Annotated in this window: 12 protein-coding genes; 3 read left to right on the forward strand and 9 right to left on the reverse strand. The window is 63.6% G+C overall.

The window, feature by feature from the left end:
• Nucleotides 1-35 precede the first annotated feature (35 nt).
• From QF118_RS09825 to QF118_RS09845, 5 genes are all read right to left on the reverse strand, one after another.
• Nucleotides 36-1,607, reverse strand: a complete 1,572-nt coding sequence (locus QF118_RS09825) for a Ppx/GppA family phosphatase (protein WP_282298888.1) — start codon at nt 1,605-1,607, stop codon at nt 36-38.
• A gap of 146 nt (nt 1,608-1,753) precedes the next feature.
• Nucleotides 1,754-3,052, reverse strand: coding sequence for a flagellin (locus QF118_RS09830; protein ID WP_282298889.1), 1,299 nt, complete (start codon nt 3,050-3,052; stop codon nt 1,754-1,756).
• A 250-nt stretch (nt 3,053-3,302) separates the two neighbouring features.
• Nucleotides 3,303-5,477: an RNA degradosome polyphosphate kinase gene (locus QF118_RS09835; protein ID WP_282298890.1), complete on the reverse strand. Its 2,175-nt coding sequence runs from the start codon at nt 5,475-5,477 to the stop codon at nt 3,303-3,305.
• A 31-nt stretch (nt 5,478-5,508) separates the two neighbouring features.
• Nucleotides 5,509-6,222 carry a P-loop NTPase family protein gene (locus QF118_RS09840; RefSeq protein WP_282298891.1) on the reverse strand — a complete coding sequence of 238 codons (714 nt, stop codon included), beginning with the start codon at nt 6,220-6,222 and terminating at the stop codon, nt 5,509-5,511.
• Entirely contained in the window at nt 6,219-7,286 is a 1,068-nt protein-coding gene (locus QF118_RS09845) for an AI-2E family transporter (protein ID WP_282298892.1), read from the reverse strand. The genes QF118_RS09840 and QF118_RS09845 overlap by 4 nt, the downstream gene beginning before the upstream one ends.
• Nucleotides 7,287-7,437: 151 nt before the next feature.
• Here QF118_RS09845 and QF118_RS09850 point away from each other — a divergent pair, with 151 nt between their 5' ends.
• The gene (locus tag QF118_RS09850) at nt 7,438-8,811 is read left to right on the forward strand and encodes a mechanosensitive ion channel family protein (RefSeq protein WP_282298893.1); all 1,374 of its coding nucleotides are present in this window, start codon (nt 7,438-7,440) and stop codon (nt 8,809-8,811) included.
• Here the strand turns inward: QF118_RS09850 and QF118_RS09855 are convergent.
• Nucleotides 8,808-9,698, reverse strand: a complete 891-nt coding sequence (locus QF118_RS09855) for a hypothetical protein (RefSeq protein ID WP_282298894.1) — start codon at nt 9,696-9,698, stop codon at nt 8,808-8,810. The two genes, QF118_RS09850 and QF118_RS09855, sit on opposite strands and share 4 nt — an antisense overlap.
• A 162-nt stretch (nt 9,699-9,860) precedes the next feature.
• On the opposite strand from QF118_RS09855, the gene proS reads away from it, so the two are divergent.
• Complete coding sequence (gene proS / locus QF118_RS09860; protein ID WP_282298895.1) at nt 9,861-11,204, forward strand: proline--tRNA ligase; 1,344 nt, start codon at nt 9,861-9,863, stop codon at nt 11,202-11,204.
• A gap of 101 nt (nt 11,205-11,305) precedes the next feature.
• On the opposite strand, the gene QF118_RS09865 is transcribed toward proS, so the two are convergent.
• Nucleotides 11,306-11,704 (reverse strand): response regulator, encoded by a 399-nt coding sequence (locus tag QF118_RS09865; protein WP_282298897.1) that lies wholly within the window; start codon nt 11,702-11,704, stop codon nt 11,306-11,308.
• 284 nt (nt 11,705-11,988) lie between these two features.
• On the opposite strand from QF118_RS09865, the gene QF118_RS09870 reads away from it, so the two are divergent.
• Nucleotides 11,989-12,507 carry a DUF2937 family protein gene (locus QF118_RS09870; protein WP_282298898.1) on the forward strand — a complete coding sequence of 173 codons (519 nt, stop codon included), beginning with the start codon at nt 11,989-11,991 and terminating at the stop codon, nt 12,505-12,507.
• Here QF118_RS09870 and glmM read toward each other — a convergent pair.
• On the reverse strand, nt 12,504-13,850 hold the full coding sequence (gene glmM, locus QF118_RS09875; RefSeq protein ID WP_282298899.1) for a phosphoglucosamine mutase: 1,347 nt from the start codon (nt 13,848-13,850) through the stop codon (nt 12,504-12,506). The genes QF118_RS09870 and glmM overlap by 4 nt on opposite strands.
• Entirely contained in the window at nt 13,840-14,856 is a 1,017-nt protein-coding gene (folP, locus tag QF118_RS09880) for a dihydropteroate synthase (RefSeq protein ID WP_394357089.1), read from the reverse strand. The genes glmM and folP overlap by 11 nt, the downstream gene beginning before the upstream one ends.
• Nucleotides 14,857-14,954: the final 98 nt, after the last annotated feature.

Here is a 14,954-nt window from a genome sequence, read left to right on the forward strand (position 1 = left end):
CCGGGCTGGCTGTGTGATCTACCCAGCGCGTGCCTTTATTCGTCGTGCTCGGGCTCTTCGGTGGAAATCTCGACGTCTGCGGCCAGCGCGCCCAGCGATTCTGACAGTGATCGGAACCGCGATTCCGTGACCTCGCCGTAAAGCGGGGCGGCGTCCTTGGACAGGTGCAGGCACAGCCGCTTGGTCCAGGCATCCCAGCTTAGCCGCACCTTGTCCTGTCCGGCATCCATCATCCACAGCATGGCGCCCAGGCGCATGGCCTTGCCCAGGATTTCGGCCTCGGTCTGCTTTGCCTCGGTCAACAGGCCATACATCGCTTCGAAATGGGTGCCTTCGCGGCGGTTGCGATAGCGGTGCAACAGGGCAAGCCCCAGATACACCCGTTCCGAATGTTTCAACCCACCCAGGTTGGCGCGGGTGGAATTGTCGAAACAGACCTCGGCCCGGTAATCGGGGTGCGCGCGCCAGCTGACGTCATGCAGAAGGCAGGCGGCGCGCACGATGCGCAGGCGCGCCGCGTCGGCGTCGGGAAATAGCGGCAGAACGAATTTGTACAGCTTGCGGCCGAACCCCGGCAGGCGCGCGTCCTTGCGTTCGGCAAAGCGGCAGGCCTCGATCAGCGGGTCGCGTTCGCGCACTTCCTTGGGCATCTGTTCGTACAGCATGCCTTCGCGGATGCCGTAGCTGGATACCGCGATGTCCTTGGGTTTGAAGGTCTTGATCAGCCGCGACAGCACTTCGCAGGCATAGGGCACCAGGTCCATCCGCGCCGACGAGATAGAGCAGGCCTTGCGCAGTTCTTCGAGGTCGGAGGTTTCGATAAAGGCGATGGTGTCGGTCACCGCCTGAACATCCATGCGGTATTCGTGCAAGACGTGCAGCGGGTAATTGCGCCGCTCCATGTCGATGCGGGCAATGGCGCGCCAGCTGCCGCCGACCAGGAACAGGCGGTCGTTCTGCGACCCCATGTAGTCGGCCAGCCCCTTGATGACCGTCTTGATGTGTTCCTTGCGGGCCTCGGCGCCGCCTTCCATGTCCTTGAACTTCAGCGGCCCAAGCGGAGAGCTGATGCGCTTGCCGACCTTGCCGTCGTGGATTTCCGCCAGCTCCATCGACGAGCCGCCGATATCGCAGATCAGCCCGTAGGCGCCGGGCCAGCCCAGCAGCACGCCCTGGGCCGACAGGCGGGCCTCTTCCTCGCCGTCGATGACGTGGATCTTGAGGCCGGTGGCTTGCTCCAGCTCTTGCTGAAAGGCGGGGCCGTCTTCGGCGTCGCGCATGGCTGCGGTGGCGACGACGGTCAGAAAGGGCAGCTCCATCCCCTTGGCCAGCATCTGGAACCGCTTCATCGCGGACAGCGCGCGCCGCTTGCCTTCGGGGTTCAGCTTGCCGCTTTCGGTCATGCCGGCGCCCAGGCCGCACATCACCTTTTCGTTGTAGAAATAGGCGGGGCTGCGGGCGGCACCGTCAAAGACCACCAGGCGGACCGAGTTCGATCCGATGTCCACCACGCCAACCCGTTTCAGGTGCCGCGACTTGGGATCGTCAAAGATGGGGCGTCCGAAAGGGCCCCAGTCGCCGTGATCCGGTTCGGTATGTTTGTTCATGGTCATCCCCAAATCAGCCGTGTCCGGAATGCCCATCCGGTCAAACGGGGGCAAGAGGCCAGTGACGAGGAATCGCGCGACCTTGCGTCAACTGTCGCAGATTTGGCGCGCCCCGCCCAGACCAAGGGCGGGGCACGGGGCAATTTTTAGCGGAACAGCGCCAAAAGCTGCTGGGGTTGGCTGTTGGCGATGGACAAAGCCTGAACCGCCAGCTGCTGTTGTACCTGCAGGGCCTGCAACCGGGCTGAGGTGTCCTCCATGTCGGCATCTTCCAGTTTGCCCACGCCATCGCGCAGGGTGGCCGAAATCTTGGAAACAAAGTCGGACTGGGTGTCGATCCGGCCCTGGTCCGAGCCAAATCCCGCCGCCGCATCAATGGCATAGTTGATCAGCCCTTCGATCTGGCTGAGGGCCTTGCTGGCGCCGGCATTGGTGGTCACGTCGATGTCCCCCAACGTCTGCAGCCCGCCGCCGATGGTGTTCGCGGCATCAGCGCCCAGCTTGTTGACGTTGACGGCGATCGAATCCGTGCCATCGGTCACCGTGGACGAGATTTTCAGCGACCGGCCCGATGCCTCGATGTTCAGCACGGAAGGGTCGAGGTTGTTTTCGGTGGAATAGTTGTCCCAGGCGCGGGTCAGCGCCTTGGCGACGTCGGCCATGGTGTCGCCGTCGCGGGCAACATAGCTGAGCGCGCTGGTCGCCATTTCGGCCTGGGTTTCATTGGCCCCCGCCGTGGTGCGATAGCTGGCCTGGTCAAAGGCCGAATTGTTGCCATCGGTGCCATAGACCGACAGCGAAAAGGCCGCGCCCGCCTCGACCGTGACGGCGCTGAGGTCGATGGTGGCGCTTTGGGTGGCGTTGACGGTGCCGGTGGCCGCGGCGGCGGCAAAGGTGCCGCCGGTGGCGGCGATGGACTGGGCGCCGGTGCCCATGTCGCGCCGGTTGAAGGTCATGTCCGAACTGGACACGCCGCTGCCGCTGCGATCAATCGAGGCCAGCACGCTGATCGTGCCGCTGCCGGCGTCGGTGCCGTTGTTTTGCAGCATGTTCTGGCCATTGAAGGCGGCCGAGCCGGTGATCCCCTCGATCTGTTCTTTCAAGGCCTTGATGTTGTTCTGGATCTTTTCGCGATCGACGTTGCCTTCCTGCGCCGAAACGATCTTGCCCTTGATGTCTGTCAGCAGCTCGGTGATGGTTTCCGCCCCTTGCCGGGCGACGGCCATGGTGGACTGGCCCAGCATCAGGCTGTTGGACACGTTCTGAAATCCGGCGATATCGGCGCGCATGGTCTTGGAAATGGCCCAGACGGCGGCGTTGTCCCTGGCGCCGGAAACCGCCTTGCCGGTTGAAATCTGGTTCTGGGTTTCTGCCAGCTGCGAATTGATGTTTCGCAGGGTGGCAAGGGCCGTGGTGGCCGCGTTGTTCGTCAAAATACTCGACATGGTTTTCGCCTCATGATGGGTCAAGGCGTCTTCTACGCCACAAGGGCCGCGCTGCGGCCGTGTCGGCGTCTTTTGAACGCTGCGGGCCGTTGAACGCGGACCGCGCCACCTGTTTCGAGTGCACAGGCAGACTGCGCCAGTCACGTTAACCTGCGGTTAAGGTTTTGCGGCGCTGGCGCGACCATTTTGGGGCGATTTTGTGACGGGAATGCAGGGGGTTGGCCTGCCATCCCGGTTTAACCGCAAGGTGTTAATCGTCCGTATGCGTCAGCTTGGGAACATCCGCCGCCCCGGCCGACCCGCGCCCGGACAGCGATGGGTATTCCATGAAAAAGCGGTGACAGCTGAAGGCGAACTGCCCTTCGGGAACCGGGTGGCGGGTGAAATGGCCGTCCGGCTCCATCACCCAGCTTTGCGCCGTGTCAGCGAGGTTCGCGGCCATGATCTGGCTGACGATCTGCGCCTTGACGGTGGCGTTGTGGATTTCCACACCGGTTTCGACCCGGCGGTTCAGGTTGCGCCCCATCCAGTCAGCCGAACTGATGAAAACCCGCGCCTTCTTGTGCGGCAAGCCATAGCCATTGCCGAAACAGATGATGCGCGAATGTTCCAGGAACCGCCCGATGATGGATTTCACCCGGATGTTTTCCGACAGCCCCTTGATGCCCGGCCGCAGCCCGCAGATGCCGCGGATCACGCAGTCGATTTTCACCCCGGCCTGGCTGGCGCGATACAGCGCGTCGATCATGTCCGGTTCGATCAGCGAATTGAGTTTCAGCCAGATCTGCGCGGGCTTGCCCTTGCGGGCGTGCTCGATCTCGGCCTCGATCAGGTCCAGCATCCCCGATTTCAGACTGTGCGGCGAGATATAGAGGTTTTCCAGCCCGGCCGGCATGGCATAGCCCGACAGGTAATTGAACAGCTTGGCCGCATCGCGCCCCAGCGCCGCGTCGCAGGTAAAGAACGACAGGTCGGTATAGATCTTGGCGGTGATCGGGTGGTAGTTGCCGGTGCCCCAATGGGTATAGGTCACCAGCTTGGTGCCTTCGCGGCGCACCACCTGGCTGATCTTGGCGTGGGTTTTCCAGTCGAGAAAACCATAGACCACATGCGCGCCGGATCGTTCCAGCCGCCGCGATTGGCGGATGTTGGCGGCCTCGTCGAAACGGGCCTTCAGCTCGACCAGGGCGGTGACGGATTTGCCTTCCTCGGCGGCGGCACAAAGCGCCTCGACGATGGGGGAATTGCGCGACGTGCGGTACAGCGTCTGCTTGATCGCCACCACGTCCGGGTCGGCGGCCGCCTGGTTCAGAAAGCGCACCACCATGTCGAAGGTTTCATAGGGGTGGTGCAGCAGCATGTCCTTTTGCGTGATGGCGTCGAACATGTGACCGTCATGGTCCTGCACGCGTTCGGGAATGCGCGGGGTGAAGCTGGGCCAAAGCAGGTCGGGGCGGGCGTCCATCACCAGCTGCGCGACATCGGCGATACCGATGATGCCGTCCAGTTCGATCACCTCGTCTTCGTCGACGTGCAATTCGCGCATGACGATCTTGCGCAGGGCCTTGGGGGCATTGGCGCTGGTGGTCAGGCGCACGACCTCGCCGCGGCGGCGGCGTTTCAGCGCGACCTCGAATTCGCGCACCAGGTCCTCGGCCTCTTCCTCGACTTCCAGATCGCTGTCGCGCAGCACCCGAAAGCCAAAGTGATCCTTGACCGCGTAGCCGGGAAACAGGCTGTCGATATGCAGCAGCAGCACGTCTTCGAGAAGGATGAACCGGAATTGCCCGTCTTCGGCCGGCAGCGGCATGAAGCGGTCGATCTGCGCCGGGATCGGCAGCAGCGCCTGCAGCGGGCGGCGATCCTTGGTGCGTTCCAGTTGCAGCGCCAGGCAATAGCCCATGTTGGCGATGAAGGGAAAGGGATGCGCCGGGTCGATCGCCAGCGGCGAGAGCACCGGAAAGACCTGTTCCAGGAAATCGGTGGCCAGCGATGTCCTGTCCGCATCGGTCAGGTCGTCGCGCGACACGATGCAGATGCCTTCGTCCTGCATTTCCTTACGCAGATCGCCCAGCATCCGCTGTTGTTCGGCCAGCAGCTTGCGGGCGTCTTCGTCGATCAGCACCAGCTGTTCGGCCGGGGTCAGGCCGTCGTCGGCGGGGGTGGCGTTGCCGGCGTGGGCCAATTCGCGCAGGCCCGCGACGCGCACGGTATAGAATTCGTCCAGGTTGGTGGCCGAGATTGACAGGAAGCGCAGCCGTTCCAGCAGCGGCACGCGGGGGTTTTCCGCCTCTTCGAGGACACGCCAGTTGAACCCCAGCCAGCTGAGCTCCCGGTTATAGAACCGCCCCGGGCCGGTCAGATCCAGGTCCGGCATTTCGACGGCGGCGGGCAGGGGGGACTTGAGAAAATCGGCTTGGGTCATGATGCGCTTTTTCTGAAAAGGTGAAAGCAGGTTAAGTCGATGTATCGTCCATTGGCAAAAGCTTTGGCGCGAACAGCCGGTCAAAGACGGCGATGGCCAGCGGGCGGCTGACGCCCTTGGGGCGGCCCAGGGCCTCGCGGTCGAGGATTTCGACGATCAGCTGCGCGGCCGTGTAGCTGCGCGGGATGCGCCGCGCGAGATAGGGCACCACGTCGCCCGCGGGCACGATCTGGCGATCCGAAAACAGCTTGGCGATCAGCGCCGACAGCAGGTCGTCGTCGGGTTCGGACAGCTCGGCGCCCTGCGCGCCCATCGCGCGGCTTTGCAGGTCGGGCAGGGACAGGCCCCAGCGCGCCGCCGGTTGGCGGGCGGTCATCAGCAGTTTGTGACCCTGTGCCAGCACCAGGTTGTGCAGGTGGAACAGCGCCTCTTCGGCGGCGGTGTCGCCGGCGATGGTTTCGATGTCCTCGACGCAGACGGGCCCTTCGGCCAGCATCGGGATATCGGCCTGGGCCAGCGCGGCAGCGGGCAGGATGGTGGCCCCGGTCAGGCGCGCCCAGACATGGGCAAGATGCGTCTTGCCCGCGCCCGCAGGCCCGGACAGCACGAATTTGCCCGACGGCCACAGCCGCCAGCCTTCGATCTGCGCCACCGCTAGGGCATTGGCCTCGGTCACGTAAAAGTCGCTGCGCCCCAGTGCCGCGCGGGTCGGCAGGGGCAGGGCCATCTGGGCAGGGTGGCTCATGGCTCTCTGTTTCCGATCAATCCAAGATACAGGCGGCTGCTTCTGTATTTGCTGGTGGCAAACCGCGCCAGCACGCCCAGGGCCGCGGCCAGCGGCACCGCGACCAGCATCCCGACAAAGCCGAAAAGCGAACCGAAGACCGACAGCGCCAGCAGCAGCCAGACCGGGTGCAACCCGACCGAATTGCCCACCATGCGCGGCGTCAGGATGTTGCCTTCGATGAACTGGCCGGACTGGAAGATCGCCCAGACGATGACGATCATCCACCAGTCGCCCCAGAACTGGAACAGCGCAAGGCCGATGGCCAGTGCCCCGCCGACGATGGCGCCGACATAGGGGATGAAGGTCAGCAGCCCGCCGATGACCCCGACCACCAGGCCAAATTGCAGCCCCACAAGCCAAAGCGCCGCCGCGTAATACATGCCAAGGATGATGCAGACCGATCCCATGCCGCGCACAAAGCCGGCCAGCACCCTGTCGACGTCGCCTGCCAGCTGGCGCACCGTGTCACGGTGATCCAGCGGCACCAGTTCGTCGATGCGGGCAACCATGTTGTCCCAGTCCAGCAGCAGGTAGACCGCCACCACCGGCACGATCACGAACAGCAGCGCCAGGTTCAGCAAGGATGCGGCGCTGCTGAGCGCGGTGTTCAGCAACTCTCCGCCCTTGGACTGGATGGTGGTGCCGATCTGGGCCAGGGTTTTGCGGATCGGGCTGTCTTCGACGATGACGCTGGGAAAGCGCTCGGTCAGAAAGGCCTGAAGATCGCGGAACAATTGCGGCGCAAGGTCAAACAGCGAAAGCGTCTGCTGCACCAGCGTCGGGATCACGGCCACCGCCATGATTACAAAGATCAGCAGGGCGATGACGGTGATTGTCCCGGTTGCGGCTGCACGCGACATGCCCATGCGTTCCAGCCGGTCGGCGACCGGGTCCAGGAAATAAGCAATGGCACCGCCCAGAACGAAGGGCAGCAGCACGTCGCCCAGGAACCACAGCACCACGGCCAGGACCACCAGGACGATTCCCCAATACTTGAACTGTGCCTGAACGGGCAGGGCCATGGGCGTTCCTTTGCTGTTTCCCCCTACATCGCCCGTTGACCGCGCGGTTTCAAGGGCGCGCGCGCAGGTGGGGATTGTATTACTGGAAAGCCGCCGCTTTGCGCCCTAGGCTGACATCCGATTGACCCCTTGATGCATTCCGAAAGCGCCCATGCCCAGACAGATCCTTGCCGCCCTGCTTTTTCTTGCGATGCTGGCCGCATCGCCCCTGCCTGCGCAGGAAACCGCAACCGAAACCGCCCCGGAAGAAGAGGTGATCGACACCCAGCAGACTGTCAGCGTGCAGGGCGGTGTGCGCGACGACCAGATCGAGGCGCGTCTGCGCAACATCCTTGAGGCATCGGGCTGGTACAGCGATGTGATGGTCGAGGTCGAGGATGGCATCGTCTTTCTGGACGGCACCACCGACAGCACGAAACGCCAGGACTGGGTACGCGACCTGGCGGCCAAGACCGATGGGGTGGTGGCCGTGGTGAACCGCATCCGGGTGAACCAGCAGGTCAGCTTTACCCTGGCCCCGGCCTTTACCGAATTGCGCCACCTGCGCGATCAGGCGATCGCGGCGGCACCTTCGGTCGTGGTGGCGGTGCTGATCCTGCCGCTGGCCTTTTTCCTGTCCAGCCTTGTGGCGCGGCTGGCGGGCTGGGGGCTGCGGGACCGGATCAAGACACCGATCCTGCGTGACATCACCGTCCGGCTGATCGCCCTGCCGGTGTTCCTGGTCGGTCTCTACATCGTGCTTCAGGTCGCCGGGCTGACGCAACTGGCGGTGTCGCTGATCGGCGGCGCGGGGATCGTCGGGATCGTCATCGGTTTCGCCTTTCGCGAAATCGCCGAGAATTTCCTGGCTTCGCTGCTGTTGTCGCTGCGCCAGCCGTTCCGGCGCGGCGATTACGTCGAGGTCGCGGGCTATCAGGGCGTGGTTCATTCGATGAACACACGGTCCACCGTGCTGGTGTCGCCCGAGGGCAACCATATCCAGATCCCCAACGCCACCGTGTTCAAATCGACGATCGAGAATTACACCGCCAGCGCCTCGCGCCGGGGCAGTTTCGGGGTGGGCATCGGCTATGACGCGGCAATATCCGACGCGCAGGACGTGATCATGCGCGTACTGATGGAACACGAGGCCGTGTCGAATGATCCCGAACCGATGGTTCTGGCCAACGGGCTGGGCGACAGCACCGTCGACATCACCGTCTATTACTGGTTCGACGGCACCAAGTATTCGCCTTTGAAGCTGCGCTCGGCGCTGATCCGGCGGGTCAAGAAGGAAATGATGGAGGCGGGCATCTCGATGCCCGATGCCGCCCGCGAGATCATCTTTCCCGAAGGCATTCCGCTGCCCATGGCCCGCCCCGCCAAACCGGGCCCCGCGCCGAAACTGGCCCCGCCGCCCGAAACGGTGGCCGAACCCGAAATCAGCCATGCCGAAGACGACCTGTCGAACGAGGTCCAGGAACTGGAGGACCAGATGGCCGCGCGGGTCGAAGGCGACAAGGAGGACGACCTGCTGGACGGCTAGAAGTCCAAAGGCTTCGGGCAATCCGCCCCTGTCAGGGTGATTGCCTCGATCAGGATGCCGTCGCTCTGGTGATAGTTGAAAACGATCTCTCCGCCCTTTTTCAGGGCCGGGCCGAACATGTCGGGCTGGCAATAATCCAAAGCCAGCCAATGGCGAAGGCCATCCACCAGTTCCACGCCGATGCCCGTGACGTCATACACATAGAAAAGGGTCTTGCCCGAGGTGCGGGCCGAGACAAGCGTGGTGTCTTCGTTGATCTGGATCGGCAGGATGGACTGAAGGCTTTCGACCTCGGTTTCAAAACTTTGCTGAACCGTCTGTGCGTCGGTGACCAGGGCAATCAGCGCGGGTCCGGCATTTCCCGAATGCCGATCAATGACCTCGTCGGCGCGGGCTTCAAGGATTTTCGCCCCAATCATTGCGCCAAGCGCCAACAAGACCACCAGTGGGTCCAGTGCCGCCATCCAACCCTTGGGCGGATTGTCGTTTGACCCGTGGTCGCCCGCTCGGAACATCAGCCAGAGGTTGGCCAGCGGCACGAACCCCAGCCAGGCTTTGCCCGGTTTGCCGGTGATGTCGACCGATCGCGCCGCCGAGGCCAGGTAGGTCAGTGCGCCAAATGCTGCGACGCCCAGATGCACCGCTACGACGACAAGCCAAAGCAGGCCAAACTCGGCCATGGCCGAAATGGCAAGCCAGGCATAAGGCAGGCCCGCCACGCCCAGCGACAAACCCGCGAGGGTTGCGAGATACGAAACCCGGCGCATTGGGGTGCGCACCTTGATGAATACTCCGGCAAGGACGGCGCCGACGACAAGGGACGCCATGGCCAGGGCGATCATGGCACCCTCGGGAAGCAGCAGGAATTGAACGAAAAAACGATCCATGACAGGCCTTTGGCTGGCAATGCGGAGTGTCAGCGTGGCATCTGCACGCAAAGGCCGCAAGCGGCCGGGCTATCCGTGCCGGGGATTGTGGCTGTGCTGCCTCTTGCAAAGGCGTCGCGCTTGGCTCAAAACGCCCCAAACTCATTGCTTTTGGGGTCAACCATGCGCCTTTCCCGATACTTCCTGCCCGTCCTCAAGGAAACGCCCTCCGAGGCGCAGATCGTGTCGCACCGCTACATGCTGCGCGCCGGGATGATCAAACAGGCCAGCGCCGGGATCTATTCCTGGCTGCCGCTGGGCTACAAGGTGTTGAAGAACATCGAAAACATCGTGCACGAGGAACAGCAGCGCGCGGGTCATATCCCGATGCTGATGCCGACGCTGCAATCGGCTGACCTGTGGCGCGAAAGCGGGCGCTATGACGACTATGGCGAAGAGATGCTGCGCATCACCGACCGCCATGGCCGCGACATGCTGTACGGCCCCACCAACGAAGAGCTGATCACCGACATCTTTCGCAGCCACGTGTCGTCCTACAAGGACCTGCCGCTGACGCTGTACCACATCCAGTGGAAATTCCGCGACGAGATCCGCCCGCGGTTTGGCGTGATGCGCGGCCGCGAATTCCTGATGAAGGACGGCTATAACTTTGACCTGACCAAAGAGGATGCGCTGCACGCCTACAACCGGCACCTGGTCAGCTATCTGCGCAGCTACGAACGCATGGGTCTGCAGGCGATCCCGATGCGCGCCGATGGCGGCCCGATTGGCGGCGATTACACCCATGAATTCCTGGTGCTGGCGGAAACCGGCGAATCCGAGGTCTTCTATGACAGCCAGATCACCGATCTGACCTTTGGCGACCGCGCCATCGACTTTGACAGTGTCGAACAGTGCCAGGCGGTTCTTGAAGAATTCACCTCGCGCTATGCGCGCACGGATGAAACCCACGACGAAGCGATCTTTGCCGAGGTCCCCGAGGAACGCCGCCGCACCGCCCGCGGTATCGAAGTTGGGCAGATCTTCTATTTCGGCACCAAGTATTCCGACGCCATGGGCGCGCTGGTGCAGAACGCCGAGGGCGACAAGGTGCCGGTTCACATGGGGTCGCACGGCATCGGCGTGTCGCGCCTGCTGGGCGCCATCATCGAAGCCAACCACGACGACAAGGGCATCATCTGGCCCGAGGGCGTGACCCCCTTCCATTGCGGGATCGTCAACCTGAAGCAGGGCGACGACGAGGCCGACGCCGCCTGCGAGGCGATCTATGCTTCGCTGACCGCTCTGGGGCTTGAGGCGCTGTACGATGACACCAAGGAACGCGCAGGCGGCAAGTTTGCCAGCATGGACCTGATCGGTCTGCCCTGGCGCATCACCGTCGGGCCGCGCGGGTTGAAGAACGGCGTGGTCGAGCTGACCTCGCGGCGCAGCGGCGAAAGCGTCGAGCTGCCGCCCGAGCAGGCCATCGAACGCATCGCGCAGATCTATGGCCGCGCATCGGCCTGACCGACCGGGCAGGGTTTTGCCCTGACCGCGTGTTCTGAACAAAAAGGCCGCCCTGAACGGGGCGGCCGTTTTTCTTTGTGGATCAAGGGCCGGGGGCTGGTCTAGGGCGCGCTCAGCTGCGCAAGTTTTCCAGCCTCTTCGTTCAGGATGCGAACGAATTCTTCCTTGCCGACGGGTTTGAACATGCTGCGCCCGACGCTCATGTCCCGGGCGGATGCGATCAACCCGGCGGCGATCAAGGGGGCGCTGTCGCCGCCGGTCATGAACCTGATGCGGATCGGACGCTGGGCCTTTTGAAGGTGTTCGATCACCTCGATCCCATCGACGTTCGGCATCTTGATGTCGATCAGCACCAGGGCAGGCTCTGTGCCCCCCATGACGGTCTGCGCCAGCGCGTCCCCGTCCAAGCAAGTTTCGACCGTCCATCCCGTCGACTGGCAATAGGTCGTCAGAAGGTCAAGAAATTGCGAGTTGTCGTCGGCAATGATCAAATGCGGCACGGTTCACCTGTTTCCCGTTCCAGGAGTTACTCATTCAGGCCTTGAGGCTCTGACTACTTAAAGGAGAACACTACCGATGCGAAAGGAGATTGTCACGGTTGTGATGGCAAATACATATGCAATCTTCGCGACGTCGCCGACCGATCGTTCCAGATGGCCCCGGCAAGGGTTCGCCGCGCGTGGGACCGATTGGCGGCGGGGGCATAAGGGGGCTGTCAGGCCGCGCTTTTCCCCTTATCCTGGCGGCCAAGGGTCGGTCAGAATGACCCGGAAGGAGAGCAGGCATGATCTTTAGGGCTTTGGCCTTGGCGGGCGGCGTGACCGGAGCGGCGGGGCTGTCGCAATTCCCCGAATTTTCGCAGCAATACATGCAGCGCCTTGGCGGGGCGGTGGATGAATTGTCACGTCAGGTGACGCGCTATGAACGGGATGCGGAAACCGTGGGCGTGACGCTGGACGAATTGATCGACCAGCTGGGCCAGGAAGGGGCGTTGAGCCTGCGCCAGGCGCAGAACATGCGCGCCGACATAGCGCGCCGCGACCAGCTGGCGGGCGATCTGGCAACGCTGGAAGGGGCGGGGCCCTTCATGCGCGCCAAGCTGGCAACCCACCTGGGGGACCGCGATATCGCAAAGCGCGCCCTGGAGAATTTCAAACCGGCCGCGCCGCTGACCTTCGAAGGGGCGGTCTTTGCCGGCACAGGCTTTGTCACCGGATGGATGGGGCTCAGCGCGCTGTTCGCCTTTCTTGCCGGAGGCTGGGCAGTGCTGAGCGCGCCCTTCCGGCGCAAGTCGCGGGTTTAACCCGCGACGGCCTGGACCTCGGCGACGATGCCGTCGACCACCGACAGCAGCAGGCCTTCGTCCTCGCATTCGGCCATGACCCGGATCAGCGGCTCGGTCCCCGATTTGCGGATCAACAGGCGGCCCTTGCCGGTCAGCTGTTTTTCCGCCTCGGCGATCGCCTGCTGCACCGCAAGGGTTTCCAGCGGCGCCTTGCCCTTGGTGTAGCGCACGTTTTTCAGCATCTGCGGCACCGGTTCGAAATTGCGCGTCAGAACCGAGGCAGGCTGCCCCGTGCGCACCATTTCCGCCAGGAATTGCAGGCCCGCCATCAGACCGTCGCCGGTGGTGGCATAGTCGGTCATCACGATATGGCCGGACTGTTCGCCGCCCAGGTTCCAGCCATTGGCACGCATCGCCTCGACCACGTAGCGGTCACCGACATTGGTGCGTTCCAGTCGCAGGCCCTTGCCGTGCATGAAGCGCTCCAACCCCAGGTTGGACATCACCGTCGCCACCAGGGCGCCGCCTTTCAGGCGGTCCTCTTCGGCCCAGCGGGCGGCCATCAGCGCCATGATCTGATCGCCATCGGCGACCCGGCCCTTTTCGTCGATCAGGATGATGCGGTCGGCATCGCCGTCCAGGCAGATGCCCACATCGGCACCATGCGCCACCACCGTTTCGGCGGCGATCTGCGGCTTGGTCGATCCGCAATCGGCGTTGATGTTCAAGCCGTTGGGCGACACGCCCACCGGGATGACGTCGGCGCCCAGTTCCCACAGGACCTCGGGGGCGGTCTTGTAGGCGGCGCCGTTGGCGCAATCGATCACCACCTTGACGCCGTCCAGCCGCAGCCCGGCCGGCAGGGTCGATTTCACCCGTTCCTGATAGCGAAAGCGCCCGTCGTCGATCCGTTTGGCGCGGCCGATGTTGTGCGGCTTGGCCGGGCGCGGGCCGTCATCGACCAGCTTTTCGATATGGGCCTCGACCTCGTCCGACAGTTTGAAACCATCGGGGCCAAAGAACTTGATCCCGTTGTCTGCAGCAGGGTTGTGGCTGGCGGAAATCATGATCCCCAGATCGGCCCGCATCGACGGTGTCAGCAGCCCGACGGCCGGTGTCGGCACGGGGCCCAGCAGCAGCACGTTCATGCCGGTGCTGGTCAGCCCCGCGGTCAGGGCGTTTTCGAACATGTAGCCGGACAGGCGCGTGTCCTTGCCGATCACCACGCGGTGCACGCCCTGGTGTTCGCGGCGGAAATGCCGCCCCACGGCCGCACCCAGCATCAGGGCCATTTCCGGCGTCATCGGAAAGGTGTTCGCGGTGCCACGCACCCCATCGGTGCCAAATAATTTACGAGTCATCAAAGTCTCCAAAAGTCACGGCCCGCCAAAGGGCCAATGCCTGCGCGGTTTCGGCCACGTCATGCACACGAATGATCTGCACGCCCTGCGCAGCTGCGCCAAGCGCGACGGCAATCGATCCGGGCATGCGCTCCGAGGCGGGATGCGCCCCGGAAATCCGCCCGATGAACCCCTTGCGCGAGGCCCCCAAAAGCACCGGGCAGCCCAGCCCGTGGAACAGGGAAAGCCCGTTCAGGATGGCCAGGTTGTGCGGGATTTTCTTGCCAAAGCCGATACCGGGATCGACGATGATCTGCGCCCGTGGAATTCCCAGCGCCTCGAGCATGGTCACCTGGGTGAACAGGAAATCATAGACGTCCAGAAGCACATCGTCGTACTGCGGGTTCTCGTGCATCGTTTCGGGAGCGCCCTGCGCATGCATCACGCAGACCGGAACCGCGTTGCGCGCGCAGTAAAGCGCAAGGGCAGGGTCGTAGGTAAAGCCCGACACATCGTTGACCAGCGCCGCCCCGCCCTGAACCGCGACCTTCGCGACTTCGGACTTGCGGGTGTCGATCGACATCGGAATGCCGATTTCCGATCGCAGCGCATGGATCACCGGTTCGATCCGGGCGATTTCGGCCTCGACCGGGACGGTGACGGACCCGGGGCGGGTGCTTTCGCCGCCAATGTCGATGACATCGGCGCCGCTGCGGGCCATCTCCAGCGCGTGGTTCAGCGCCTTTGACGCCACATGATGCTTGCCGCCGTCGGAAAAGCTGTCTGGTGTAACGTTGAGGATGCCCATCAGGCGCGGTCGATCAAAGGCAACGCCGGCAATCGGTGCGCGCGCAGCGGTGATGCGGTTCAGCCAATTGGCCGGGATCGCGTCCAGATCAACCATCCGGGGCGCGGCGCCCCGGACATGCAGCGCGGCATGGGTAAACCAGCCGGGCCCGCCCGCAACCGGCAGGGCGTGATCCGGGCGAAGGGGATCGAAACAGACGAGGGGGCGATAATATTCCATGGTCATGCTGTTGACTGGCTCAAACGACCCGTTTTGGCAAGGGCGAAACCCCGGGCGCCATATCGGCCCGGCGCGCCAGGATCAGGGCCCGTACGCCC

The organism is Tropicibacter oceani (assembly GCF_029958925.1).
Classification (GTDB): Bacteria; Pseudomonadota; Alphaproteobacteria; order Rhodobacterales; family Rhodobacteraceae; genus Pacificoceanicola; species Pacificoceanicola oceani.